Genomic DNA, 23046 nt, shown 5'->3' with positions numbered 1-23046 from the left:
GCACCCCCGATTTGGGCTCTCGCAGCCGCCCCTGTAATGTTCTGTTCACCGACGCGGGGTGGAGCAGCTCGGTAGCTCGCTGGGCTCATAACCCAGAGGTCGCAGGTTCAAATCCTGCCCCCGCTACAAAGTTCGAGAGGCCCTCACAGTCTGACTGTGAGGGCCTCTCGCATGTCCGGACGCGGCAGCGCTCAGGGGCGGGGCTGGCCCGGGCCGGCGCCCGCGGGGTCGGCGTACGGGTCCGTGCTGCTGGTGCGGCCGGCGAGGAAGTGGTGCAGCACCGACGTACGTGCGCTGCTCACGCGGGAGACCTGCTCGGCGCCGTCGGGGCTGAGCAGGCCGACGTCGATCCACTCGTCGCTCGAGCCGAGCACGGTCCACCGTCCTCCGGATCGCTCCCAGCGGGTCAGCACCTCGACCAGTCCACCGGGCGGCCCGGACTCGGGGCGACCGTGCCCCTCGTCGTGCTCACGACGGGGCTCGGGGTCGGTCCGGTCGGCGCGCCGCGAGGCGACGTCGCTGTCGGAGCAGAACCCGGTGCCGTCGCGCTTGAGGCAGAGCAGTCCGGTGAGCCGCCCCTCGTCGTCGACCACGGCGAGCCGTCGCCGACCCGCCGCCGCCAGCACCTGGCGTGCTTCCTCCGCCGTCGCGTCGTGCCGGACGGTCCGCCCGGTCAGGCGCGCGTGCGGCAGGACGTCGGCGCCCACCGCCGGGAGGTCGCCGCGCAGGACGGTGCCCAGCAGCGGCTCCCCGACGCGACCGGTGGCGGTGATCAGCAGCATGTGGACGTGGTCGCTGTCGAAGAACGCCCGGGCCTCGTCCACCGTCGTGGAGCGGCCGCGCACCAGCGGCGTCCGCACCATCACCTCGCCGACAGACAGACTCGTCATGGAGCAACTATGAGGGCCTGGGGTGCAGCGACCTTGATCCGGGTGGTCAGCCAGGTCAGCTGGCGCGACGTCTGGGCGCCGGCGTGCTGCGAGATCTCGAGGAGCTCGGGGTCGCGCAGGCCCTGCGCGCCCTGCGCGATGACGGTCCACGTGGTCTGGACGAGCGTGGCCAGGACGTGCAGGTCCTGCAGGTCGCGCAGCAGGCCGACCTCGCCCTCGCGAGCGCCCGCCAGCCCGGCGGCGTGGAGGCGCTCGGGCTCCTCGACGTCGGCCTCGCCGTAGCGCTCGACGACGGGCGCCAGGGCCTCGCGGTTTGCCTGCGACCAGTCGGCCAGCATCCGGCAGGTGTGGAAGACGTCCGCGACGCGGGCATGCCCGTCGGCGACGGCGCGCAGCGACTCGGCCAGCGTCTTCTCGCTGTGGTCGGCGAGCCCGAGGTAGGTCGTCAGGTGCGGCATCACCGGCCTCCTTCGCTCGAGTCGAGGGCCGGGTCGAGCGGGTAGTGCGGTGTCGCGGCCGGCTCGGTGCTGCTGGTCGGCCCTCCGCCCGCGGTCGCCCGCGGCCGGCGCGACAGCGGGAAGTCGTGGTCGGGCGACGGCGCGGACGCGGCCGTCGTCGGTGCCGGCGAGGGTCCGTCACCGGCGCGGACGCGGGTGACCTGGCACGCCGCGGTCTTGAAGGCGGGCTGCTTCGAGACCGGGTCCCACACGGTCATGGTCAGCTCGTTGGCCAGTCGCCGATCGGCATCGGCATGGCTGCCGCCAGGTGCCGACCCCGGCTCCCAGTGGCCGTAGTGGAACGGGGCGAAGACCGCGCCGTCCATCACGTTGCCCACGCGGGCGCGCACCTCGATGGCGCCGCGGGGGGAGGTGACGCGCACCCAGTCGCCCTCCTCGATCCCGCGCTCGTGCGCATCGGCGGGGGAGAGCTCGACCCACGCGTCGGGGGCGGCCTGGTCGAGGTCGCGCGAGCGCCCGGTCTTGGTGCGGGTGTGGAAGTGGTAGACCGTGCGCCCGGTCGTGTAGCGCAGCGGGAACTCCGCCGACGGCTCCTCGTGGGGCGGGGTGTACGCCGCCCCCTTCAGGAAGGCGCGACCCGCGGGTGCCATCGCGCGGTGCTCGGTCTCCGTGACCGTGCCGCCGGTCGCGAGGTCGTGGCCGTAGGTCTCGCAGTAGTCGGTGTCGGTGGGGAACACGGCGTCGGCGTAGAGCCGGTCGGTCCCGTCGGGGTGCTCGTCGTTGACCGGCCACGGGATGCCGGTCGGACCGCGCAGCTTGGCGTAGGAGAGGCCGGTGTAGTCGACCGGTCGGCCGGCGGTGACCGCCGCCCACGCGTCGAAGGCCTCCTCCGGGCTGCGCCAGCCGATGAGCGGCTCGCCGGAGCGGTTGGTGAAGCCCATGGCGTCGGCGTAGGCCAGGAAGATGTCGAGGTCGCTGCGCGCCTCACCCGGTGGCTCGACCGCCTTCTCCGACAGGTGCACGGTGCGGTTGACGTTGGTGTAGCAGCCGGCCTTCTCGCCCCACCCGGCCGCAGGCAGCACGACGTCGGCGAGCTCGGCGGTCTCGGTGAGGAACAGGTCCTGCACGACCACGAAGCACTGGTCGCCGCCGAGGATCTTGCGGATGCGCGCGGACTCGGGCATCGACACCGCGGGGTTGGTGGCCGAGATCCACAGCAGGCCGATCGACCCGGTCTCGGCGTAGGAGAAGATCTGCATCGCGTGGGTCGGCGGAGCCCAGTGGGGGACGGTCATCACGTCGACGTCCCACGCGTCGGCGAGTTCCTTGACGTGCGACTCGTTGTCCCAGTTGCGGAAGCCGGGGAGGTCGCCGTCGGCGCCGCACTCGCGGTTGTTCTGCGCGGTGGGCTGCCCGTTCATCTGCAGCACACCCGCGCCGGGACGGCCGATCATGCCGCGCAGCAGGTGGAGGTTGTGCACCGCGACGGAGGCCGCCGTGGCCTGGTGCGACTGGTAGAAGCCCTGCAGCACCGTGGACAGCACGCCGTCGCTCTCGCCGAAGATCCGCGCCGCGCGACGTACGTCGTCGGCGTCGACGCCGCAGATCTCCGCCACGTGCTCGGGCGTGCAGGGCTCGACCGTCGAGCGGAGGTCGTCCACCCCGATCGTGTGGGCGTCCACCCAGTCCTGGTCGACCCAGCCGTTGACGAAGAGCTCGCGGGTCAGGCCGTTCATGAGCGCGAGGTTGGTGCCGACCCGCGGGGCGAGGTGCACGCCGCCCGTGCGCTCGGCCTCGAGCGCGACGAGGGTGCGGCGTGGGTCCACGCAGACGACCCGGGGCGGGTCGTCACCTCGGGTGCGGTCGAGTATGCGTGCCCACAGCACCGACTGGGTCTCGGGCATGTTGTGCCCGAAGAGGAAGAGTGCGTCGCAGTGCTCGATGTCGGTGTAGGACCCGGGCTGGCCGTCGGCGCCGAACGACTCCTTGAACGCCGCGGCGCTCGTGGCGGTGCACAGCCGGGTGTTGCCGTCCATGTGCGGCGTGCCGAGGCCGGCCTTCCCGATCACCGCGAGCGTGTAGTACTCCTCGAGGAACAGCTGCCCGGAGGTGTAGAAGCCGTGGCTGAGGGGCCCCTTCTCCTCCAGGAGCGCCTTCGACCGCTCGACGATGCGTCCCATCGCGGTGTCCCAGTCGGTCTCGACCAGCCGGTCGCCCTCGCGCACGAGGGGCCGGGTCAGCCGGTCGTCGGCGCTGGCCCACCGGGTGGAGCCGTAGAGCCCCTTGGGGCCGAGGCGGCCGTGGTTGACCACGTCGGTGGCGCGACCTCGTACGCCGACCATGCGGCCGTCCTTGACCGCGATGTCCAGGCCGCAGCCGTTGCTGCACAGCAGGCAGGCCGACTGCACCCAGGAGTCGACCGCCTCCTCCTCCACGCCCGGGTCGAGGTGCTGGTCGACGCGTGCGGGCCACACGGTGCCCTTGGCGTGGGGCGTGCGGGTGCCGAAGATGTCGGCGATCCGGTCGGTCATGAGGGCGCCTTCCGTGCGGTGGTAGAACTGCATGCTCTAGAGCATGTAGTTTCAGTTCAGCACGCCGAGCACTGGTGAGTCAGACCCGGAGGGGTGACCGCGGGCGGGCCCGAGGAGGAGGAGCACATGGAGACGACCGATCAGGAGGTGGCCGACGCGCTCCTCGGCGTCGGACGCGCGCTGATGGGCATCACGTTGCGCTCGGTGGCCGCGGCGCCCGTGCCGATGACGGTGCCGCAGCACCGCGTGCTCCTGCTCATCTCGACCGACGGCCCCCGACGGGTCGGCATCCTGGCGGCGGACCTCGGGGTCAACCAGTCCAGCGCGAGCCGCCTGGTCGACCGCCTGGTCGCGCAGGGCCTGGTGCAGAGGATGGCCGACCCCGCTGACGGCCGCGCGTCCCTCGTGGCGCTGAGCGCTCGCGGGGAGAAGGCGCTAGCGGCGGTCCACGAGCGCAGGCTGGCGGCCGTGCTGGACGTGGTCGCAGTCATGCCGACGCGTGCCCGTCGCGAGGTGCTGGCGTTCCTCGCGGAGGCCGCCGCGGCGATGGAGGTCGAGGAGGCCGTGTGCGTGCCCTGACGTCGGAGCCCGGGACGGGCGGATCCGCGCGAGTGGTCGAGGTCGCCGATCCCGTGCCGGGCCCCGGCGAGCTCCTCGTCCGGGGTGTGGCCGTCGGCGTGTGCGGCACGGACCGCGAGATCGCGCGCGGCGACTACGGGTGGGCGCCACCGGGGCGCGAGCGTCTCGTCCTGGGGCACGAGTCCCTCGGGCGGGTGGAGCAGGCGCCGCCGGGCAGCGACTTCGCGCCTGGTGACATGGTGGTAGGCGTCGTCCGCTCGCCGGACCCGGTGCCGTGCGGTGCCTGCGCGCACGGGGAGTGGGACATGTGCCGCAACGGCCGCTACACCGAGCGCGGCATCAAGGCGCTCGACGGGTTCGCGAGCGAGCTGTGGACGATCCCCGCGGGCCACGCCGTGCCGGTCGCCGCAGGACTGGGGCTGGCCGGCGTGCTCACCGAGCCCACGAGCGTCGTGGCCAAGGCCTGGGAGCAGGTCGACAGGGTGGGGGAGCGTTCGTGGTTCTCGCCGCGCACGGTGCTGGTGACCGGCGCTGGTCCCGTCGGGCTGCTCGCCGCGATGATCGGCGTGCAGCGGGGGCTCGACGTCCACGTCCTCGACCGGGTCACCGACGGGGTCAAGCCGGCCCTGGTCCGCGACCTGGGCGCCACGTACCACCACGGGACTGTCGCCGAGGTGGCAGCGGTGGCACGCCCCGACGTGGTCATCGAGGCGACGGGCGCGGGATCGGTGGTGTTCGACGCGATCGCCGAGACCGCTGCGTACGGCATCGTCTGCCTCACCGGCGTCTCAGCGAAGGGACGCGCGCTCGAGATCGACGCCGGTGGCCTCAACCGCGAGCTCGTGCTGGAGAACGACGTCGTCCTGGGGTCGGTCAACGCCAACCTGCGCCACTACGCCGCGGCCGCGCGCCACCTCGCCGACGCCGACGTCGACTGGTTGCGCAGGCTGATCACCACGACCGTGCCGCTCGACGACTTCGGCGCGGCCCTCGAGGGCTCGGGCGCGGACGTGAAGGTGGTCATCTCCCTCGAAGGGTGAGAGCGCACCTCCTTGACAACACGTCTGCGCATTGGTGATGTCAGCGGGGTCACCCTCCACCGATGCCGCGGGAGCCGCTCATGGGACGCAGCGACGCCCGCCGGTGCGGGGCCGCGGCAGCTCTGCTCGGCCTGCTGGTGGGCCTCCTCTCCGGCGTCGGCGTGCTCACCGCGTCGCCTGCCGCCGCGCACGCCACCTTGATCAGCACCGACCCGCCCGAGGGCGCGGTGCTCACCGCTGCGCCGGAGCAGGTCGTCCTCACCTTCGACGAGTCCGTCATCGGCGACCCGGGCGGCACCACCGTCTTCGACGCCGCCGGCCACGAGGTCGCCTCGTCGGCCGCGGTCCGTGGGCCCCGGCTCGTGGTGGACCTCGACGAGGAGGTGGGGGACGGCACGCTCGTCGTCGTGTGGCGCTTGGTCTCGGATGACGGCCACCCCCTCGGCGGCTCGCTGCGCTTCTCCGTCGGTGCGCCCAGCGAGGTCGTCGACGTGCCGGGCGAGGAGGTCCACGTCGACACCGACGCCCCCTGGCGGCTCGGCGTGCTGCGCTGGCTGGGCTACCTCGGCCTGCTCGCCGCGGCCGGCGTGGCGGCCTTCTCGGTGCTGTTCCTGCCCGGTGACGCCCGCGCCGACGCCGCCCGCGACCGGTTGCGTGGTGCGGCCCGCCTCGCCGCAGGGGTGGCGGCCGTGGGGTGGTGCTTCGCGGTCCCGCTCGTCGCGCTCTACCAGCTCGGCCTCGGCGCCTCGGCGCTCCGCGACGGTGAGACCTGGTCCGCGCTCGCGCCCGCGCAGTACGCCGTACCTGCCGCCGTGGTCGCCGGGCTGGTCGTGGCCGTCACCGTGATGCCGGTGACCCCGCCCGCACGCTTGCGCGTGGTCACGGTGCTCGCGGGGTGCGGCGTGGCGCTGGCCGCCCCGGCACTCACCGGCCACACCCGTGCCGCGGATCCCAACGCACTCGTGATCGGCGTGGACGTGCTCCACCTCGTCGCCGCCGCCCTCTGGCTGGGCGGTCTCCTCGCGATCGCGCTGGTGCTCGGCGACCTCGCGGCCGACGACCGGCACGGGGCCGGCGTCGTGGCCCGCTTCTCGACCTGGGCCGCAGGCATCCTGGCCGTCCTGGTGGTGGCGGGCAGCCTCCTCGCCTGGCGCATCGCCGGCTCGTGGGCCGCCCTGCTCGACACCGGCTACGGCGCGCTCCTGCTCGTGAAGGTGCTGCTGGTGCTCGTCGCGGTCGCCCTCGCGTCGTGGAACAGGTTCGTCCTGCTCCCACGCCTGCTCGGGGCCGAGCGCAGCCTGGAGCGGCGCGACCACGCGGCGACGGTGGTCCGGACGGTCCGGGTGGAGGCCGGGGTGCTGGTGGCGGTGCTCCTGGTGACCGGCTTCCTCGTCGACCGGAGCCCCGAGCCCGAGTCCGCCGTAGCTCCTGCCGTGCAGGCGATGAGCAAGCTCGTCGACCCGGTGCGCAGCGTCACCTTCGCGGTGCCGTGACGAGCCGTCGGCTCAGGAGCGCAGCACCTTCTCCATCGGGCGTCCCTTGGCCAGCTCGTCGACGAGCTTGTCGAGGTAGCGCACCTGCCGCATCAGCGGGTCCTCGACCTCCTGCACCTTCACCCCGCACACCGACCCGGTGATCTGGTCGACGTGCGGGTTGAGGCTGGCCTCGGCGAAGAAGTCCTCGAAGGTGGTGCCGCGCTCGAGATGGGCGCGCAGGGCAGGCTCGTCGAAGCCGGTCAGCCAGGCGATGACCTCGTCCAGCTCGGCCTGCGTGCGCCCCTTCTTCTCCACCTTGGCGACGTAGTGCGGGTAGACCGAGGCGACGCTCGTGGTGAAGATGCGGTGCATGCTCCGAGGATAGGTCGAGGCGCCGACGCTCAGCCCTTGTCGGGATCGGCCGCGCGCTGCATGGTCCGCAGCTCGGCGGCCGCGGCCTTGACGGTGCCCGGGTCCATGAGCGGCTCGGTGCCGGGCTGGTGCAGGTCGGCGCGGTCGGTGTCGGGGTTGAGCCCGTCGCCGGCGGCCGGGATGCCGGACGGCGTACGGAGCTGGTCCTCGACCTCGGCCTCGCTCAGCCCCAGCGCGGGCGCCATCACGGCCGCCTTCTTCGACGGTGCCTTCTTCCGAGCCGGCTTGCGTGCGGGTGCCTTCGATGCGGGTGCCTTCGATGCGGGTGCCTTCGATGCGGGTGCGTGCGCCGGCGGCTCCTCGGCGACCGGGGCGGGCTGCGTCGTCGGGACTGCGGTGGGCACCGAGGTGGGCGCGGTGGTGGCGTCGGTCGGCCACGGCGACGCCGCCGGGCGGGGGTGGGCGCGGACGGCCCGGTCGAGTGCCCAGCCCACGACCTGGCCGCTGGCGCGGAGGCCGACCGTGGCGGCGCCGACGGTCGAGCCGAGGGCGGCGGCAGCAACGTGCGCGGTGGCGCGGGCGGGCAGGGTCGCCACGTCGGTGACGGTCTTGAGAGTCTTCACGAGGGCTCCGTTTCGTCGGGTGTCCCGACCCCGTACCCAGCGGCGCGGGTCGCAGACCGTGGCGTGCGCCACGTCCGCCGCGCCCCGCTCTCGGGGTGGGGCGCCGCGTGCGGGAGGGACGTGCGGGGTACGGAAGGGGACGTACGCCGCAGCCCGCGGCGACCAGAAAGGCGATCCGATGACCCAGAACACGCACCTGCGATCCGACCGCACCAACGGCTCGCCCGTCCAGGCGGCCTCCGCGCTCGTCGGCGCGGTCTTCCTCCTGGTGGGGGTGCTGGGCTTCATCCCCGGCGTCACCACCGGCTACGACGGGCTGAAGGCCGCCGGCCACCAGTCGCACGCCGAGCTCCTGGGCATCTTCCAGGTCTCGATCCTGCACAACGTCGTCCACCTGCTGTTCGGCGTCGCCGGCATCGCGCTCGCGCGCACGGCCTCGACGGCGCGCAGCTTCCTCATCGGCGGCGGCGTCGTCTACCTCGTCCTGTGGCTCTACGGCCTGGTCGTGGACAAGACCTCGCAGGCCAACTTCGTGCCGCTGAACTCCGCCGACGACTGGCTGCACCTCGTCCTCGGCCTCGGCATGATCGCGCTCGGCGTCGTGCTGGGCAAGCGCGCCCGGGGCACCGTCACCCGCTGACCGCTGCAGCACCTGGCACGTCGGGCTCCGTCACCTGGTGGCGGGGCCCGTCGTCGTACGTCCCCACGTCAGTGCTCGTCGTCCTCGGGCTTCCTGCCCTCCGACCCCTCGGACATCCGCCGGGTGTCGCGCCGGATGCCCTCGGCCCGGCTCTTCTCGAAGAGCAGGATCGCCACGACCACGCCGGCCATGACGAGCACGGTGGCGAGGAGACCGAACGCGTCCATCCCTCCACGATGCCACGGGGAGCCACGCACGGGCGGGCGGTCGGCGCGACGCCCCCCGGACGCACCACCGGCCCGCCCCCGAGGTCGGGGGCGGGCCGGTGACGATCGATCAGGACTGCGTCTGCGAGCGGACCTCGTCCACTCCCGACTGCCCCTCGGACTTCACTGTCTGCGCGCTGTCCGCGGCGGTGTCCTTGACCTCCTGTACCGCCTCGGTCGCGGTCTCCTTGACGCTCTGGGCGACGTCCTGGGCGACGGACTTCGCCTGGTCCACGACCGGCTGGCCGTGCTCCTTCGCGGCGTCCACGACGTGACCGGCGGCCACGGCCTCCTTCTCGGAGGCGGGGATCAGGGCGGAGACGATCATCCCGGCGCCGAAGGCGACCAGGCCGGCGGCGAGGGGCGAGCCCTGCACCTTGTCCTGCGCGCCGCTCACGGTGCCGTGCGCGGTGTCCTTGACCGAACCCATCGCACCGCTCGCCGTGCCCATCGTCGTCCCGGCGCCGCTCGACGCCGACGACCGCATGCTGTCCGCGCTGCCCATGACCTTGTCACGAACCGAGCGCATCCGGCCGCGGGCGGCCTCCTTGCGCCGCTCGACGATGGCCGAGGGGCTCACCCGGTCCTGCAGGGCGTCCACGTTGGCCGTCATCGACTGACGGGTCTGCTCGATGTCGCTGCTCAGCTCTTCTGTGCTCTGGCCCATGCCGCGTCCTCCTTGAGTGTCTGCTGCGTCTTCGGCAGCTGCGGGTTGGTCTTCTTCAGCTCGGCGCGTCCGCGTGCCGCGAGGACGGCACCCACGATCGCCCAGAGCAGGGTGGTGATCAGGAACGCCAGCTCGACCGGCATCCAGTTGTCGAGCAGGTAGCTCAGGGCGAACGACGCCAGGATCAGCGCCAGCAGGCCTGCCACCCCGGCGCCACCGAGCATCCCGGCGCCCTTGCCGGCCTTGCTCGCCTCGGCCTTGAGCTCGGTGCGGGCGAGCTCGAGCTCCTGCTTCACCAGCGTGGTGAGGTCGTTGCTCAGGTCACCCACGATCTCGCCGAGGCTGCGCGAGTCGCTCGACTCGGCGGCGTACGACCCTGAGGTCGAGGTCGCGGCCGGCGCGTGCAGGTCGGTCATCGGGTCGGTTCCCGAGGGGCCCGTCACGGCGTGTCCTGCGTGCGCTGGCCCGGCAGGCCCGACTGGGTGGGGTCGAGGCTGGACGGGGTGGCGAGCGTCGGCGCCGCGGCGTCGAAGCCGGCCGGGTGCGGGCTGTCGTCGATCGACAGCGTGCCGTCGGTCGGCGCCATCGGGCCCGTGCCGACGCCGGTGCTGCCATAGGTGGCGCCGGCGCCGAGCCCAGCGGCGTCGTGGCCCGCTGCACCCGAGTCCTGCAGCGACGCTGCAGCGGCCCCGTCGGCGGTCGCACGGAACATGCGTCCGGCGACCACACCCGCAGCCAGGGCGCCCAGCAGGAACGTGCCGGGACGACGGCGGGCGAAGTCGCGGGCGTCGGTCAGCAGGTCGCCGGGCTCGCGACCCTCGAGGTGGCTCCCGAGCGCTCGGACGCGGTCGGAGACCTCACGGGCCAGGTCGACGGCCATGCCCTGGTCGGGACCCTGCTCGGCCATCTGCTGCAGGTCGTCGCCGAAGGAGCGCAGGGTCTGCGACAGCTTGTCGCGCCCTGTCACCGCCTGGTCGGTGACCTGCGTGGTGACCTGCTGGCGGGCGTCGCCGATGACGTTGCGCGCCTGCTCCGCAGCCGTGCCGGCGACGTTGAGCGCCTCGTCCTTGGTCGTCCCGGCCAGGTGCCTGCCCTGGTCGGCAGCGGTCGAGGCAGCCTGCTTGGCGGTGCCCGACGTGCCCGTGTCTGACGTGTCGCTGTCCGTGCCGTTCATGGTGCTGTCGAACCCGGGGGTGGTCCCGGTCGTGCCCGTGCCTACGGGGTCGGTTCCGTATGTCGTCATGCGTCCTCCTCGTGTCGTTCCTCGGTGGTCCCTGCGCCCGGCGCAGGGTCCGGGTCGCTGGCCGGCTCGGAGTCCGGCCGCAGCTGCTGGACGTCCGGTTCCTCGCCGTCCGGCGTGGGCGGATCCGCGTCCTGGTCGTGCGTCTGGTTCTCGCTCATGGCTTTCCGTACCCACCGTTCGCGGGATGACTCCACCCCTAGGTGGGGTAGGTGCCCGTGCCCTTCGGTGCCCCGTGCGCCGCTGCGCATGCGCCCTCGCTCCGGGGGGCACCTGAGGACATGCCCACCCTGTTGCACGACTCCGGACCCGTCTCGGGCACTGCCTCGCACCACCGCTCGTACGCCGACCTCGCGCCGGCCGAGGTCGAGGAGATCGGCCGGACGCTGGACGCCCTGCGCCAGGAGGTCCTCGACAGCCGGGGCTCGGCCGACGCGGCGTACATCCGCCGGATGATCGCGGTGCAGAGGTGCCTGGAGGTCGCGGGTCGGGTGGTGCTGCTGGGCAGCCGCAGCCGCACGGCCTGGTGGCTCGGCACGGCGTCGCTCACCCTGTCGAAGGTGCTCGACAACATGGAGATCGGGCACAACGTGCTGCACGGGCAGTGGGACTGGATGCGCGATCCGCGCATCCACTCCTCGACATGGGAGTGGGACCACGCCTCCGCGCCCGAGCAGTGGCGGCGCGCCCACAACGACCGGCACCACGTCAACACCAACGTCCTGGGCGAGGACAACGACCTCGGCTACGGGATCCTGCGCGTCGACGAGGCGCAGGAGTGGCAGCCCCGCCACCTCGCGCAGCCCCTGCTCAACCTGCTCAACGCGTGCTTCTTCGAGTACGGCATCGCGATGTACGACCTCGACCTCGGGCAGACGCTGCGCGAGCGCACGGGGTTCGCGCCGCAGCAGAAGGCCGAGATGCGCGCGACCGGGAAGCGGGTGGCCCGCGCCGCGCTGCGCGACTACGTCCTGCACCCGCTCCTGTCGGCGCCGACCGGCTCGTGGCGCCCCACCCTCGCGGCGAACGTCGCAGCCAACGTGGCCCGCAACGTGTGGAGCCACTCCGTCATCATGTGCGGCCACTTCCCAGAGGGCGTGGAGACGTTCGAGGTCGACGAGCTCGACGAGCACGAGACCCGCGGGTGGTGGTACGTGCGGCAGATGCTGGGCTCGGCCGACATCTCCGGGCCGTGGCTGCTGCACGTGCTGTGCGGCAACCTGTCACACCAGATCGAGCACCACGTGTTCCCCGACCTGCCGAGCAACCGCTACCGCGAGGTCGCCGGTCCGGTGCGCGAGCTCTTCGAGCGGCACGGCCTGACCTACCACAGCCGGCCGCTGCTGCGGCAGGTCGCGAGCGCCTGGCACAAGGTCCTGCGCCTCTCGGTGCCGCCGCGGACCCGCGCGGCGACGCCGACCGGCTGACCTCAGGCGCGCGAGCCCGCCTCCGCGCCCAGCACTGCGGCGCGTCGCCGTGCGTCGAGGGCGGACGAGCGCCGCGACAGGCGGGCGTCGAGCACCGCGGCCGCCTCGGTCGTGCGCCCGGCCATAGCGAGCGCGTGCACCAGGGTGTCCTCGACGACCTCGCGCTGTGCCCGGCTGCCGCCGAGGGGCTCCATCGTCGTGACGACCCTGCCCAGGGTGGCGGAGGCGGCGTTCCACCGCTCGTCCACGACGGAGGCCAGTCCCTCGCAGAGCGGTGCCACCACGTCGCGGAACACCCGGTCGTCGCTCGCCGACGACCGGGCTGCGAGCCCGGCCAGCCCCGCCCCGTCCCCGTCGGCGGCGAGGAGCACGGCTGCGTGCATCGCGGCGAAGGCCGTCGGCGGAGCGCTGAGCCAGTCGTCGGGCGCGGCGGCGCGCACCGCGGCGACGGGCTGCCCGTCGGTCCACGCGCCGGTGACACGCCCGCGCCAGAGCAGGGCGCCGCTGTCGACCACGACCCGGCTGCCGGTCACGACCGAGGGCGAGAGCTCGCGCTCGTAGCGGCGGCGTACGGCCTCCACGTCGTCCTGCATCAGCTCGTGCAGCGCCGCGTGCCACGAGAAGTGCGAGCGGTGGTTGGCCTCCGGGCCACGGGTGCGGATCCACTCGTCGAGCCACGCCAGGCCGGCGGCGTGCTCGCCGGTCTCGTAGAACACGTGGGCGCGCGCGTGCACCGCGTGGCCCGAGGACGGCTCGACCGAGAGCGCGTAGGACGACAGGTCCTCGGCCTCGCCCCAGCGTTCCTGGTCCTGGCGCACGAAGGCGAGCTGGCCGGCGTACCACCAGTCGTCGCCGTAGGAGCGCCCCAGCGACTCGACCAGCTCGGCGGTCTGGGTGCCGCTGGTGAGCCCGCCGAAGGCGACGGTCGGCACCGCGACGCTGACGGCGAGGGCGTCGCGCGGGAACAGGCGCACGTGGCGCAGCAGGGCGGAGGCGCCGGTGGCCTCGTCGGAGCGGAGCCGGGTCGTGACGGCGTCGAGGAAGGAGCACTCGCGGTCGTCGAGGTGGCGCTCGGCGGCGGCGCGGTGCGCGGCGCGCAGGGAGGCCCGCCAGTGGGTGGTGGCGCCCCACTCGTGGCCGAGCAGCGCCAGCGCTGCGTGGGCCTGGACGAAGCCGGCGTCGGCCTCGACGGCCTGGGTGAGCCCCTCCTCGACGCCGTCCTGGAGACGCAGGAGCCGCCCGAGTGCGGCGTTGTAGCGCTTGGCCGCGCGACGGTCGGTCGACAGGGTGAGGCCGTAGGGGTCGACGGGGCGGCGTCGCGACTCGCCGTGCAGCGACCGGGTCACCGCCCGCGCGACGTCGTAGGCCTGCTCGCGGATCTCCGGCATCGCCGTCGACTCCCAGAGGTTGCCGCGCCGCAGCGAGCCGACCGCGAGGAAGGGGCGGGTGGCGGGCAGCGTGCCGACGATGCGGCCGTCGTCGGTGGTGTCGATGCCCAGGCCGGCCGGGCCGGGGCGGACGAGGCCGGTGTGCGCGAGGCGGGCCAGCAGCGGGTCGGCGGCGATGGTGCCGACGGGGCCGGTGCAGTTGACGACCGCGCCGACGCTGAGCTCGGTGCCGTCGTCGAGGGTGACGTGCAGGGCGTCCTCGTCGGCTCGTACGCCGGCGATGGTGCCGCGGTGCCGCTGGAGCCGCCCCGCTGCCGCGACGGCCTCGAAGCGACGAGCGGTGGCCGGGGCCATCCGGTGCCGGTGCACGTCCCACGAGCGGGCGTCCTCGGCGATGAAGCGGCGCTTGTCGGGCTCGCCGAGGCCACGCCAGAGCTGGGCGGTGACCGGACGCAGCCCGTCGATCGCGGCGCGCCAGTCGCCGGTCGTCGCGACCGTGTGCGCGACGTGCTCCGTGAGGGTCGCGCGCAGCGCGTCGAGGCCCTCGCTGCGGGTGACCCCGGGCGGCGGCGGCACCGGGGGAGTGGTCGGCAGCACGTGCGCCTGCGGCACCGCGTCGGTGCGCGAGACGACGTGGACGGTGCGACCGGGTCGGTCGGCGCTGATGGCGAGGTCGACCATCGTGAGGCCGGAGCCGAGCATGAGCACGTCGCCGACCTCGGGGATCCCCTGTGTCCACGGGTCGGCGACGAGTCGGGGGTCGGCCGCCAGCTCGGGCGGCGCCCAGCCGGTGCCCGGGCGGCTGCTGGTGGCCAGCACGACGGCGCGCGCCTCGAGCCGCTCGCCGTCGGAGAGCTGGACGACGAAGCCGGTGCCGGACCCGGCGACGTCGACCACCTCCGCGTGGCGGCGTACGAGCCGGGCGTTTCCGGGGAACTCCGTGGCGGACCTCAGCAGGCTCTCGACGTAGCGGCCGAAGACCGCGCGCGGGGCGAACTCGTGCGGCTGGAAAGCAGGGTCGTAGTGGGTGCGCAGCCACCGCAGGAAGTGCTCCGGGTCGCGCGGGAACGCGCTCATGCCGGACGCAGGGACGTTGAGCAGGTGGCGCTCGTCGGTGGTGGAGTAGGCCTGGCCGCAACCGGTCGTGGGGGCGGGGTCGACGAGCTCGACGCGGAACCGTGAGGACAGCGCGGTGACCAGGTGGGTCGCGACCAGCGTGCCGCCGGCACCCGCTCCGACCACCACGACGCGACAGTCACCCTCGTTGGTCCCCATGCCCCACTCCGTCCGTTTAACTACACTGACTTACTGGACAAAAGTAGCAAGGCGTCGGGCGGTCCGCGAGTCGGCGCGCCCGGCCCGCCCGCTCGGGCTGCTTCAATGGGCGCCGTGCGCAAGGTCGGCCTGCTGGGCGGGATGAGCTGGGAGAGCACCGCGCTCTACTACCGCCTCGTCAACGAGGACGTGCGCGAGCGGCTCGGCGGCTTCCACTCGGCGCGCCTCGTGCTGGCCTCGGTCGACTTCGCCGAGGTGGAGGCGATGCAGGTCGCGGGCGACTGGGACGCCGCCGGCGCGATGCTTGCCGACGAGGCGCGCGCCCTCGAGGCGGCCGGAGCCGAGTGCCTGGTGCTGTGCACCAACACGATGCACAAGGTGGCCGGCGCGATCGAGGCCGCGGTGGACATCCCGTTGCTCCACCTGGCCGACGTGACCGCCGACGCCGTGCGCGCTGCCGGGCTCGACCGGGTGGCGCTGCTCGGCACCCGCTTCACCATGGAGCAGGTGTTCTACGCCGACCGGCTGCGCTCGCACGGGATCGACGTCCTGGTGCCCGACGAGCCGGACCGGTCGCTCGTGCACGACGTCATCTACGACGAGCTCGTGCGCGGCGTGGTCCGCGACCCGTCGCGGGCGGCGTACGTCGACGTGGTGGGGCGCTTGGTCGAGGCGGGCGCCCAGGGCGTGGTGCTCGGGTGCACCGAGATCGAGCTGCTCATCGGCGCTGACGACGTCGAGGTCCCGGTCTTCGCGACCACCGCGCTGCACGCGCGGGCAGCGGTCGACTTCGCGCTCAGCTGATCCGGCCGGATCACCAGGTGCAGCCAGTCGTCGAGACGCGCGAGCTGCCGGCCATCGCGGCGACGTGCCCGGTCGGTGCGCCAGCCCAGGCGAGGGTGGCATCGATGTCGGGGCCGGTGTCCTCCACGAGCCACGAGGCTAGCGGCGGCGTACGCCGCACGTGCTGCGGTCGTGGCCGTCGTCGGGCCGGATCGAGGGCCAGGACCGCCGCACGTGCGAGGGGCGGGGCACGCGAGGCGGTCGGCCGCCGGGGCAACCGCCCATCGGGGGCTGACCCGGGTGGTTCGCGTGCGGCAGGCTGGGGCGGTGCTCACCGTGATCATCGCGCTCGCCGCCAACACGACCCTCGCGGTCCTCAAGAGCATCGTCGCGGTGCTCACCGGCTCCGCCTCGATGGTCGCGGAGGCCGCCCACTCATGGGCCGACGCGGGCAACGAGGTGTTCCTCGTCATCGCCGAGCGGCGGGCCGAGAAGCCTGCCGACGAGACCCACCCGCTCGGTTTCGGCCGCGAGGCCTACGTCTGGTCGATGATCGCCGCCTTCGGCCTCTTCGGCGTGGGCGCGGCGGTCTCGTTGTGGCACGGCATCACCTCGCTCACGGCGGAGGAGGCGGAGGCGAGCTATCTGTGGGCCTACGTCGTGCTCGGTGCGGCGTTCGTGCTGGAGAGCATCTCCTTCTTCCAGGCGCGCCGCGAGGTGCGTCGCGGTGCCCGCAAGGCCGACGTCAGCCGGGTGACGTTCCTCGACAAGACGTCCAACCCGACGCTGCGCGCGGTCTTCTTCGAGGACGCCGCCGCGCTGGTCGGCATCGCGATCGCGGTGAGCGGCCTCGCGCTCCACCAGGCCACGCACCAGCCGGTGTGGGACGCGATCGGCTCGATCCTGGTCGGGCTGCTGCTCGGCTTCGTCGCGATCTACCTGCTGCGCCGCAACATGGACTTCCTGGTCGGCCAGGTCGCCGACCCGCGCATCCGCGAGACCGTGCTCGGGTGGCTGAGCGAGCGCCCCGAGGTCGAGAGCGTCAGCACGCTCCACCTGGAGTACGTCGGTCCGGGCCGGATCTTCCTCGTCGGCTCGGTCGACCTCGTCGGCGACGACCCGGAGAGCGAGGTCGCCGCCGAGCTGCAGCGCCTCGAGGACCACCTCGAGGAGCGTCCCGAGATCGCTCGCGCCGTGCTCTCGCTGGCCGCGCCCGGCCGCACGCCGACGACGGCCGACGGGTTCCAGTGAGCCGGGGAACAACCAAGGTGGTTGAGCGTTGAACCAACCATGAAGAAGATCGGTTTCCTCAACTTCGGCCACTGGACCGACTCGCCGCAGTCCGCGGTCCGCAGCGCGTCCGACACCCTGCTCCAGTCGATCGACCTCGCGGTGGCCGCCGAGGAGCTCGGCGCGGACGGTGCCTACTTCCGCGTGCACCACTTCGCCCGCCAGCTCGCCTCGCCGTTCCCGCTGCTCGCCGCCGTCGGTGCGCGCACCAGCCGGATCGAGATCGGCACCGGCGTGATCGACATGCGCTACGAGAACCCGCTCTACATGGCCGAGGACGCCGGCTCCGCCGACCTCATCTCCGGCGGCCGGCTGCAGCTCGGCATCAGCCGGGGATCACCGGAACAGGTCATCGAGGGCTGGCGCTACTTCGGCTACGCCCCCGCCGAGGGCGAGGACCAGGCCGACATGGCCCGCCGACACACCGAGGTCTTCCTGAAGGTGCTCGAGGGGGAGGGGTTCGCGCAGCCCAACCCTCGCCCGATGTTCCCCAATCCGCCCGGGCTGCTGCGGGTCGAGCCGCACTCGCCGGGGCTGCGTCAGCGCATCTGGTGGGGCGCGGCGTCCGACGCCACCGCCCGCTGGACCGCGCAGATGGGCATGCACCTGATGAGCTCGACGCTGAAGGCCGACGAGACCGGCGAGCCGTTCCACGTCCAGCAGCGCAAGCAGATCGAGGTCTTCCGTGAGGCGTGGAAGGAGGCCGGCCACGAGGGCGAGCCCCGCGTCTCGGTGAGCCGGTCGATCATGCCCATCACGACCGACCTCGACCGGATGTACTTCGGGCGCGAGGGCGCCAGCACCGACCAGTTCGGCCAGATCGAGGCCAACCTGCGCGCGGTCTTCGGCAAGACGTACGCCGCGGAGCCCGACGTGTTGGTCAAGGAGCTCGCCGACGACGAGGCGATCGCCGCGGCCGACACCCTGCTGCTCACGGTGCCCAACCAGCTCGGCGTCGACTACAACGCCCACGTCCTGGAGACGGTGCTCACCGACGTGGCGCCCGACCTCGGCTGGCGCTGACGCCTCCCCCTCACGAGGGCGCGGCGGCCCGCAGCTTCTCCAGCAGCGGGCCTGCCGCCTCGGCGAGGAAGCGGTCCTGGCCCTCGTCGCCGACCTGCACCAGGGCGACGTCGGTGAAGCCGGCCTCCCAGTAGGCCGACACGGCCTCGACGATCGCGTCGAGGTCGGGCCCGCAGGGGATCGACTCGGCGACGTCGCCGGGACGCACGAACGTGGTGGCGCCGGAGAAGCCGGCGGGCGTCGGGAGGTCGGCGTTGACCGACCAGCCCCCGCCGAACCAGCGGAACTGCTCGTGCGCCCGCGCGACCGCGGCGTCGCGGTCGGGGTCCCAGCAGATCGGGATGTGCCCGACGGCGCGGGCCCCGTCGCCGATGCGCGGCGCGCCGTCGACGGCGTTCCACGACTCGACGATCTCGGCCTTGGGCTCGACCGCGACGAGGTGGTCGGCCAGCGGGGCGAACCGCTCGATGGCCCGGTCGCCGGCCACGGCCACGCCGATCTCCACGCCCTCCTCGGGGACGTCCCAGATGCGTGCGGAGTCGACCTGGAAGAACTCGCCGCGGTGGTCGAACAGCTTGCCGGTGTGCAGGCCGCGGATCACCTCGATCGCCTCGGCGAGCATGTCCTGGCGCTCGGCGATCGCCGGCCAGCCGTGGCCGACGACGTGCTCGTTGAGGTTCTCCCCGCTGCCCAGGCCGAGGGTGAAGCGACCCTCGGCGAGGATCTGCAGGGTCGCGGCCTTCTGGGCCACGACCGCGGGGTGGTAGCGCAGGGTCGGGCACGTCACGTAGGTCATCAGCCCGACCCGGTCGGTGGCGTGCGCGACCGCGCCCAGCGTCGTCCACGCGTGCGGGGCGTGCCCCTGCTCGGTGAGCCACGGCGAGAAGTGGTCGCTCATCACCTCGAAGTCGAAGCCGGCCTGCTCTGCGGCGACGGCGTACGACACCAGCTCGCGCGGGCCGCTCTGCTCGGTCATCAGGGTGTAGCCGAAGCGAGTCATTCCTCGACGGTAGCCAGCGCCCGGACCTCGCCCACCACCCGCTCAGGTGAGGTCGGCTTGTGCGCGGCTGCTTGTGTGGGAGCCATGACGCACACCGACGACACGTCCGAGCACACCGACGACTCGCAGCAGGACGGGCAGGTCTCCGAGCTCGCCCCCCAGGGCGACACGCCGGACCCGATCAGCTCCGGGGACTCGGTCGCCGGGCAGCCCGACCAGCAGTCCGGCGAGGTGCAGGAGGGCGCCCAGGGCCCCAACGCGATCCCCGAGGACGAGACCGGCGAGCACCCCCACACCACGTGACGGTGCGGTAGAACGGTCGCCATGAGCAGACCAGTCGTCCTCGTCGTGGGTGCCGGGCCGGGCGTGAGCGGGTCGCTGGCGCGTCGCTTCGCCGACGAGGACCACGACGTCGCCCTGCTGGGCCACGACCAGCAGGTGCTCGACGACCTCGCCACCGACCTCGAGGCGCGTGGGGTCTCCGTGGGCCACGCGTGCGTCGACGTGACCGACGAGGAGGCCACGCGCGAGGCCGTACGCCGCTTCGGCGAGCACACCGGCCGCATCGACGTGGTGCACTTCAACCCGAGCGCCTTCCGCGAGACGGACCCGCTCTCCTTGGGTGTCGCGGAGCTCCTCGAGGACGTCGCGCTCGGCGTCGGCGCGCTGCTCACCGTCGTCCAGGCCGCCCGTCCCTTCATGTCCGCCGGCGGCCGGATCAGTGTCACCGGCAGCATGGCCGCCGACGAGCCCTGGGAGGGTGCGGCGTCACTGGGCGTGCAGAAGGCGGGCGTGCGCAACCTCGTGCACAGCATCGACAAGACCCTCGCCCCCGACGGCATCCGCGCGGTGTCGGTCACCGTGCGGGGCGCGCTCGCGCGCGAGGGCGCCTTCACGCCCGACCGGGTCGCCGAGGCGTTGTGGCAGGCGATCACCACCGACGAGTCCGAGTGGCGCAGCGAGGTTGCCTACTCCGGCTAGGTTCGTGCCGTGCAGCCCCGCCGCGTCAGCCGCCCTCTCGTCGCCCTCGCCTCGGTGGCGGTGCTGCTCGCAGGTGCGGCGGCCTGCGGCGACGTCGGACCCGCTGGTCCGACCACCACCTCGAGCACGCCTCCCGGCAGCGCGGAGCCGGTCCCGGCCGAGGACGCGCTCGCACTGGTCGCGGACGGCGCCGACGTGATCGACGTACGCACGCCCGAGGAGTTCGACGCCGGCCACCTCGACGGCGCGCTGAACATCGACTTCCAGTCCTACGACTTCACCGACCGCGTCGACCAGCTGCCGCGACGGATCTCCTACGTCGTCTACTGCGCGTCGGGCAACCGGGCCACCGGAGCTGTCGAGAAGATGCGCGAGCTCGGCTTCGACGTCGTCAACGGCGGCGGCTACGACGACCTGGTCGCTGCCGCCGGGTGAGCGCTCAGCGCCTGCGGCCCCACGCCAGGTAGGCGATCGGCCCCACCGGCTGCACCGACATGGCCGGCACCCACAGGAGCTTCGGGCCGCGCACCAGCTCCGCCGGGCGCTGCTTGAGGTCGCGCAGGCACCACGTCGTGAGGGCGACCTCGACGATGCCCGCGGCGACGATCACCTTCTGCTGGGTCGGCGTCATATCCGACCAGCTCTTCTTCTTCGCCATGCTCCGAACCTACTCCGCCCGCGCGGCTCAGGCGCCGCGGATCCCGTTGAGGGCGAACCAGGAGATGGCAACCCCGGCGAGGGCCGCGAGCAGCCCCCACCACGCGCCGGTCAGTGCGCGCCGCGCGGGTGTCGCGTCCGCGCGCGCCATGCCCGGGAGGGCGATCGTGGTCGCGGCGCCCGCCGTCGCCATGGCGACCAGCTGCACCGGGACGATCCAGTTCTCCGTGCCGGGTCCGTCGAGGACGTACGCCGCCGCCGGCAGGCTCAGCATGCCCAGCAGCAGCAGGGCGACGATCCCGACGAGGCGCTGCGCTGATCGGCTCACGGGTCCCACGCTAGCGCCGATCAGCCGGCCGGGCTGTCCTCCTTGGCCACCAGCGTCAGCACGTCGTACGTCGCGACCGGCTCGCCGTCCTGGTTCTCCACCAGCGCGTCCCAGCGCACCTCGCCGTAGTCGGCGGAGGCGCGCGGGGTGATCTGCTTGACCGTCAGCGTCACGCGGATGGAGTCGCCGGCCTTGACCGGGGTCAGGAACCGCAGGTGGTCGACGCCGAAGTTGGCCAGCACCGGACCCGGAGCGGGGTCGACGAAGAGGCCGGCGGCCATCGAGACGATCAGGTAGCCGTGCGCCACGATGCCGCCGAAGAGGGGGTTCTGCGCGGCGGCCTCGGGGTCGGTGTGGGCGTAGAACGTGTCGCCGGTGAAGTCGGCGAAGTGGTCGATGTCGTCGAGCGAGATCATCCGCGGCTCGGTGGCGATGGTGTCGCCGATCGCGAGCGTGGCGAGCGAGTGGCGGAACGGGTGCTCGGGGGTGGTCGTGCGCTGCGAGCCGCGCGTCCAGCGACCGGTGATGGCGGTGAGCATGTCGGGGGAGGCCTGGATCGCCGAGCGCTGCATGTGGTGCAGCACGCCGCGTACGCCGCCGAGCTCCTCGCCGCCGCCGGCGCGGCCGGGGCCGCCGTGGACGAGCATCGGCAGGGGGGAGCCGTGGCCGGTCGACTCGGGGGCGTCGTCGCGGTCGAGCACGAGGATGCGGCCGTGCCACGGCGCGAGGCCGAGCACGACGGTGCGCGCCACGGCCGGGTCGTGGGTGACGACCGAGCCGACCAGCGAGCCCTTGCCCCGCGCGGCCAGGGTGACGGCCTCGTCGAGCCCGCCGTAGGACATGACCGTCGCGACGGGCCCGAAGGGCTCCACGTCGTGCGGCTCGACGGCGCCCGCGCGGGCGCGCAGCAGCACCGGCGCCATGAACGCGCCACGCTCGCCGTCACCGGCGAAGCCCGTGGTGGAGGCCGGGTCGCCGAGCACCACGTCGCACGAGGAGCGCAGCGCCTCGACGGCCTTGCGTACCTCCTCGCGCTGGCCCAGGGAGGCGAGCGGGCCCATGCGCACCGACTCGTCACCGGGGTCGCCGACGGTGATGGTCGCCAGCTTCGCGCTGATCGCCTCGGTCATCTCGTCGGCCACGGCAGCCGGCACGATCACGCGGCGGATCGCGGTGCACTTCTGGCCCGCCTTGGCGGTCATCTCGGTGACGACGCCCTTGACGAAGAGGTCCCACTCGGGGTCACCGGCGGAGACGTCGGGGCCGAGCACGGAGCAGTTGAGCGAGTCTGCCTCGACCTGCAGCGTGACGCCGCCGTGCAGCACCGACGGGTGCTGGCGCAGGATCCCGGCGGTGTGCGCGGAGCCGGTGAAGGCCACCGAGTCCTGCACGCCGAGGTGGTCGAGCAGGTCGCCGGCCGAGCCGGACAGCAGCTGCAGCGAGCCCTCGGGCAGGATGCCCGACTCGATGATGCGGCGTACGACGAGCTCGGTGAGGTAGGCCGTCTGGCTGGCGGGCTTCACGATCGAGGGGAGCCCGGCGACGAAGGCCGGGGCGAGCTTCTCGAGCATGCCCCAGACGGGGAAGTTGAAGGCGTTGACCTGCACCGCGACGCCGGGGCGCGAGGTGTAGACGTGCTGGCCGAGGAAGACGCCGGTGCGGCCGAGCTGCTCGAGGTCGCCGTCGCAGACCACCACGTCGTTGGGCAGCTCGCGCCGGCTCTTCGAGGAATAGCTGAAGACCGTGCCGAAGCCGCCGTCGATGTCGATCATCGAGTCGCGACGAGTGGCGCCGGTGGCCAGCGAGAGCTCGTAGAACTCCTCCTTGAGGCCGGTCAGGTGCGTGGCCAGGTCCTTGAGCAGCAGCGCGCGCTCGTGAAAGGTCAGCTCGCGGATCGCGGGGCCGCCGACGGTGCGCGCGTGGTGGGCCATGGCGCCGATGTCGAGGCCCGAGCTGGAGATCCGCGCGACCTCCTCGCCGGACGCGGCGTCGAGGAGCGGGTCGCCCTCGGCGGAGGCGGACCACCAGCGGCCGGCGGCGTAGCTCTCGAGCAGACGGGTCACGGGGGCTCCCTCACGGTTGGGCTCACGGTTCGACGGCGCGCGCGACGATG

26 protein-coding genes and 1 tRNA gene are annotated in these 23046 nt (G+C 73.2%); 12 read left to right on the top strand and 15 right to left on the bottom strand.

Going from position 1 to position 23046, the window contains the following annotated elements; translation table 11 throughout:
* Window positions 1-52: 52 nt before the first annotated feature.
* Window positions 53-126: transfer RNA gene (locus ASG76_RS06930), tRNA-Met, on the top strand.
* Between the two features lie 65 nt (window positions 127-191).
* Here ASG76_RS06930 and ASG76_RS06925 read toward each other — a convergent pair.
* Genes ASG76_RS06925 through ASG76_RS06915 form a run of 3 tightly spaced genes read right to left on the bottom strand, consistent with a single transcriptional unit; the run spans window position 192 to window position 3912 of the window.
* Window positions 192-890 (bottom strand): CBS domain-containing protein, encoded by a 699-nt coding sequence (locus ASG76_RS06925; protein ID WP_082587328.1) that lies wholly within the window; start codon window positions 888-890, stop codon window positions 192-194.
* Entirely contained in the window at window positions 887-1348 is a 462-nt protein-coding gene (locus ASG76_RS06920) for a hypothetical protein (protein ID WP_056601712.1), read from the bottom strand. Before ASG76_RS06920 ends, ASG76_RS06925 begins: the two co-directional genes overlap by 4 nt.
* Entirely contained in the window at window positions 1348-3912 is a 2565-nt protein-coding gene (locus tag ASG76_RS06915) for a molybdopterin oxidoreductase family protein (protein WP_200948090.1), read from the bottom strand. Before ASG76_RS06915 ends, ASG76_RS06920 begins: the two co-directional genes overlap by 1 nt.
* Window positions 3913-4005: 93 nt before the next feature.
* Between ASG76_RS06915 and ASG76_RS06910 the strand changes: the two genes are divergently transcribed.
* From ASG76_RS06910 to ASG76_RS06900, 3 genes are all read left to right on the top strand, one after another.
* Window positions 4006-4458 carry a MarR family winged helix-turn-helix transcriptional regulator gene (locus tag ASG76_RS06910; protein WP_056601710.1) on the top strand — a complete coding sequence of 151 codons (453 nt, stop codon included), beginning with the start codon at window positions 4006-4008 and terminating at the stop codon, window positions 4456-4458.
* Window positions 4446-5498, top strand: coding sequence for a glucose 1-dehydrogenase (locus tag ASG76_RS06905; protein WP_056601708.1), 1053 nt, complete (start codon window positions 4446-4448; stop codon window positions 5496-5498). The genes ASG76_RS06910 and ASG76_RS06905 overlap by 13 nt, the downstream gene beginning before the upstream one ends.
* Before the next feature lie 62 nt (window positions 5499-5560).
* Window positions 5561-6991, top strand: coding sequence for a copper resistance CopC/CopD family protein (locus ASG76_RS06900; RefSeq protein ID WP_082587327.1), 1431 nt, complete (start codon window positions 5561-5563; stop codon window positions 6989-6991).
* A gap of 12 nt (window positions 6992-7003) precedes the next feature.
* Here ASG76_RS06900 and ASG76_RS06895 read toward each other — a convergent pair whose 3' ends face one another.
* Both ASG76_RS06895 and ASG76_RS19730 read right to left on the bottom strand, forming a co-directional pair.
* Window positions 7004-7345 carry a DUF2200 domain-containing protein gene (locus ASG76_RS06895; RefSeq protein WP_056601703.1) on the bottom strand — a complete coding sequence of 114 codons (342 nt, stop codon included), beginning with the start codon at window positions 7343-7345 and terminating at the stop codon, window positions 7004-7006.
* A 29-nt stretch (window positions 7346-7374) separates the two neighbouring features.
* A complete protein-coding gene (locus ASG76_RS19730) occupies window positions 7375-7968 on the bottom strand; it encodes a hypothetical protein (RefSeq protein WP_056601700.1) in 594 nt (197 codons plus the stop codon).
* Between the two features lie 178 nt (window positions 7969-8146).
* On the opposite strand from ASG76_RS19730, the gene ASG76_RS06885 reads away from it, so the two are divergent.
* A complete protein-coding gene (locus ASG76_RS06885; protein ID WP_056601695.1) occupies window positions 8147-8608 on the top strand; it encodes a DUF4383 domain-containing protein in 462 nt (153 codons plus the stop codon).
* Window positions 8609-8676: 68 nt separating this feature from the next.
* Here the strand turns inward: ASG76_RS06885 and ASG76_RS19055 are convergent, their stop codons facing one another.
* From ASG76_RS19055 to ASG76_RS19050, 5 genes are all read right to left on the bottom strand, one after another.
* Window positions 8677-8835 carry a hypothetical protein gene (locus ASG76_RS19055; protein WP_157559004.1) on the bottom strand — a complete coding sequence of 53 codons (159 nt, stop codon included), beginning with the start codon at window positions 8833-8835 and terminating at the stop codon, window positions 8677-8679.
* Between the two features lie 109 nt (window positions 8836-8944).
* Window positions 8945-9541 (bottom strand): DUF3618 domain-containing protein, encoded by a 597-nt coding sequence (locus ASG76_RS06880; protein WP_056601692.1) that lies wholly within the window; start codon window positions 9539-9541, stop codon window positions 8945-8947.
* The gene (locus ASG76_RS06875) at window positions 9517-9957 is read right to left on the bottom strand and encodes a phage holin family protein (RefSeq protein WP_056601687.1); all 441 of its coding nucleotides are present in this window, start codon (window positions 9955-9957) and stop codon (window positions 9517-9519) included. Before ASG76_RS06875 ends, ASG76_RS06880 begins: the two co-directional genes overlap by 25 nt.
* 23 nt (window positions 9958-9980) lie before the next feature.
* Complete coding sequence (locus ASG76_RS06870; RefSeq protein ID WP_056601684.1) at window positions 9981-10784, bottom strand: hypothetical protein; 804 nt, start codon at window positions 10782-10784, stop codon at window positions 9981-9983.
* Window positions 10781-10942, bottom strand: coding sequence for a hypothetical protein (locus ASG76_RS19050; RefSeq protein WP_157559003.1), 162 nt, complete (start codon window positions 10940-10942; stop codon window positions 10781-10783). The genes ASG76_RS06870 and ASG76_RS19050 overlap by 4 nt, the downstream gene beginning before the upstream one ends.
* A 120-nt stretch (window positions 10943-11062) precedes the next feature.
* On the opposite strand from ASG76_RS19050, the gene ASG76_RS06865 reads away from it, so the two are divergent.
* The gene (locus ASG76_RS06865; RefSeq protein WP_082587326.1) at window positions 11063-12208 is read left to right on the top strand and encodes a fatty acid desaturase family protein; all 1146 of its coding nucleotides are present in this window, start codon (window positions 11063-11065) and stop codon (window positions 12206-12208) included.
* Window positions 12209-12210: 2 nt separating this feature from the next.
* Here the strand turns inward: ASG76_RS06865 and ASG76_RS19725 are convergent, their stop codons facing one another.
* Entirely contained in the window at window positions 12211-14871 is a 2661-nt protein-coding gene (locus ASG76_RS19725; protein WP_056601681.1) for an FAD/NAD(P)-binding protein, read from the bottom strand.
* A gap of 105 nt (window positions 14872-14976) precedes the next feature.
* On the opposite strand from ASG76_RS19725, the gene ASG76_RS06855 reads away from it, so the two are divergent.
* The 3 genes from ASG76_RS06855 to ASG76_RS06845 all read left to right on the top strand — a co-directional run bounded on the left by ASG76_RS06855 (window position 14977) and on the right by ASG76_RS06845 (window position 17967).
* Window positions 14977-15675 carry an aspartate/glutamate racemase family protein gene (locus tag ASG76_RS06855; RefSeq protein WP_321164077.1) on the top strand — a complete coding sequence of 233 codons (699 nt, stop codon included), beginning with the start codon at window positions 14977-14979 and terminating at the stop codon, window positions 15673-15675.
* Window positions 15676-15981: 306 nt separating this feature from the next.
* Window positions 15982-16905, top strand: a complete 924-nt coding sequence (locus ASG76_RS06850; protein ID WP_235529438.1) for a cation diffusion facilitator family transporter — start codon at window positions 15982-15984, stop codon at window positions 16903-16905.
* 39 nt (window positions 16906-16944) lie between these two features.
* Window positions 16945-17967 (top strand): LLM class flavin-dependent oxidoreductase, encoded by a 1023-nt coding sequence (locus ASG76_RS06845; RefSeq protein ID WP_056601674.1) that lies wholly within the window; start codon window positions 16945-16947, stop codon window positions 17965-17967.
* Between the two features lie 10 nt (window positions 17968-17977).
* Here the strand turns inward: ASG76_RS06845 and ASG76_RS06840 are convergent, their stop codons facing one another.
* Window positions 17978-18967 carry a TIGR03557 family F420-dependent LLM class oxidoreductase gene (locus tag ASG76_RS06840; RefSeq protein WP_056601671.1) on the bottom strand — a complete coding sequence of 330 codons (990 nt, stop codon included), beginning with the start codon at window positions 18965-18967 and terminating at the stop codon, window positions 17978-17980.
* An 84-nt stretch (window positions 18968-19051) separates the two neighbouring features.
* On the opposite strand from ASG76_RS06840, the gene ASG76_RS06835 reads away from it, so the two are divergent.
* The 3 genes from ASG76_RS06835 to ASG76_RS06825 are packed head-to-tail and all read left to right on the top strand — an operon-like array spanning window position 19052 to window position 20383.
* A complete protein-coding gene (locus ASG76_RS06835; RefSeq protein ID WP_056601668.1) occupies window positions 19052-19270 on the top strand; it encodes a hypothetical protein in 219 nt (72 codons plus the stop codon).
* 21 nt (window positions 19271-19291) lie between these two features.
* On the top strand, window positions 19292-19948 hold the full coding sequence (locus tag ASG76_RS06830; protein WP_056601665.1) for an SDR family oxidoreductase: 657 nt from the start codon (window positions 19292-19294) through the stop codon (window positions 19946-19948).
* A gap of 9 nt (window positions 19949-19957) precedes the next feature.
* Entirely contained in the window at window positions 19958-20383 is a 426-nt protein-coding gene (locus tag ASG76_RS06825; RefSeq protein ID WP_056601662.1) for a rhodanese-like domain-containing protein, read from the top strand.
* A gap of 4 nt (window positions 20384-20387) precedes the next feature.
* Here ASG76_RS06825 and ASG76_RS06820 read toward each other — a convergent pair whose 3' ends face one another.
* The 3 genes from ASG76_RS06820 to paaZ are packed head-to-tail and all read right to left on the bottom strand — an operon-like array spanning window position 20388 to window position 22996.
* The gene (locus ASG76_RS06820; RefSeq protein ID WP_056601660.1) at window positions 20388-20606 is read right to left on the bottom strand and encodes a PLD nuclease N-terminal domain-containing protein; all 219 of its coding nucleotides are present in this window, start codon (window positions 20604-20606) and stop codon (window positions 20388-20390) included.
* A gap of 27 nt (window positions 20607-20633) precedes the next feature.
* Window positions 20634-20933, bottom strand: a complete 300-nt coding sequence (locus ASG76_RS06815) for a hypothetical protein (RefSeq protein ID WP_157559002.1) — start codon at window positions 20931-20933, stop codon at window positions 20634-20636.
* A 20-nt stretch (window positions 20934-20953) separates the two neighbouring features.
* On the bottom strand, window positions 20954-22996 hold the full coding sequence (paaZ, locus tag ASG76_RS06810; protein WP_056601654.1) for a phenylacetic acid degradation bifunctional protein PaaZ: 2043 nt from the start codon (window positions 22994-22996) through the stop codon (window positions 20954-20956).
* Between the last annotated feature and the right edge of the window lie 50 nt (window positions 22997-23046).

It is taken from the genome of Nocardioides sp. Soil774 (genome assembly GCF_001428125.1).
In the GTDB taxonomy this organism is placed as follows: domain Bacteria; phylum Actinomycetota; class Actinomycetes; order Propionibacteriales; family Nocardioidaceae; genus Nocardioides.
The sequence above is the reverse complement of the archived record's forward strand: the minus strand, read 5'-3'. Positions and strand labels throughout refer to the sequence as shown.

Bases quoted from the DNA above. Each gene is read 5' to 3' on its own strand.
- ASG76_RS06925 (WP_082587328.1), bottom strand. From the start codon at position 890: ATGACGAGTCTGTCTGTCGGCGAGGTGATGGTGCGGACGCCGCTGGTG.
- ASG76_RS06920 (WP_056601712.1), bottom strand. From the start codon at position 1,348: ATGCCGCACCTGACGACCTACCTCGGGCTCGCCGACCACAGCGAGAAG.
- ASG76_RS06915 (WP_200948090.1), bottom strand. From the start codon at position 3,912: ATGCAGTTCTACCACCGCACGGAAGGCGCCCTCATGACCGACCGGATC.
- ASG76_RS06910 (WP_056601710.1), top strand. From the start codon at position 4,006: ATGGAGACGACCGATCAGGAGGTGGCCGACGCGCTCCTCGGCGTCGGA.
- ASG76_RS06900 (WP_082587327.1), top strand. From the start codon at position 5,561: ATGCCGCGGGAGCCGCTCATGGGACGCAGCGACGCCCGCCGGTGCGGG.
- ASG76_RS06895 (WP_056601703.1), bottom strand. From the start codon at position 7,345: ATGCACCGCATCTTCACCACGAGCGTCGCCTCGGTCTACCCGCACTAC.
- ASG76_RS06885 (WP_056601695.1), top strand. From the start codon at position 8,147: ATGACCCAGAACACGCACCTGCGATCCGACCGCACCAACGGCTCGCCC.
- ASG76_RS19055 (WP_157559004.1), bottom strand. From the start codon at position 8,835: ATGGACGCGTTCGGTCTCCTCGCCACCGTGCTCGTCATGGCCGGCGTG.
- ASG76_RS06880 (WP_056601692.1), bottom strand. From the start codon at position 9,541: ATGGGCCAGAGCACAGAAGAGCTGAGCAGCGACATCGAGCAGACCCGT.
- ASG76_RS06875 (WP_056601687.1), bottom strand. From the start codon at position 9,957: ATGACCGACCTGCACGCGCCGGCCGCGACCTCGACCTCAGGGTCGTAC.
- ASG76_RS06870 (WP_056601684.1), bottom strand. From the start codon at position 10,784: ATGACGACATACGGAACCGACCCCGTAGGCACGGGCACGACCGGGACC.
- ASG76_RS19050 (WP_157559003.1), bottom strand. From the start codon at position 10,942: ATGAGCGAGAACCAGACGCACGACCAGGACGCGGATCCGCCCACGCCG.
- ASG76_RS06865 (WP_082587326.1), top strand. From the start codon at position 11,063: ATGCCCACCCTGTTGCACGACTCCGGACCCGTCTCGGGCACTGCCTCG.
- ASG76_RS19725 (WP_056601681.1), bottom strand. From the start codon at position 14,871: ATGGGGACCAACGAGGGTGACTGTCGCGTCGTGGTGGTCGGAGCGGGT.
- ASG76_RS06855 (WP_321164077.1), top strand. From the start codon at position 14,977: ATGGGCGCCGTGCGCAAGGTCGGCCTGCTGGGCGGGATGAGCTGGGAG.
- ASG76_RS06845 (WP_056601674.1), top strand. From the start codon at position 16,945: ATGAAGAAGATCGGTTTCCTCAACTTCGGCCACTGGACCGACTCGCCG.
- ASG76_RS06840 (WP_056601671.1), bottom strand. From the start codon at position 18,967: ATGACTCGCTTCGGCTACACCCTGATGACCGAGCAGAGCGGCCCGCGC.
- ASG76_RS06835 (WP_056601668.1), top strand. From the start codon at position 19,052: ATGACGCACACCGACGACACGTCCGAGCACACCGACGACTCGCAGCAG.
- ASG76_RS06830 (WP_056601665.1), top strand. From the start codon at position 19,292: ATGAGCAGACCAGTCGTCCTCGTCGTGGGTGCCGGGCCGGGCGTGAGC.
- ASG76_RS06820 (WP_056601660.1), bottom strand. From the start codon at position 20,606: ATGGCGAAGAAGAAGAGCTGGTCGGATATGACGCCGACCCAGCAGAAG.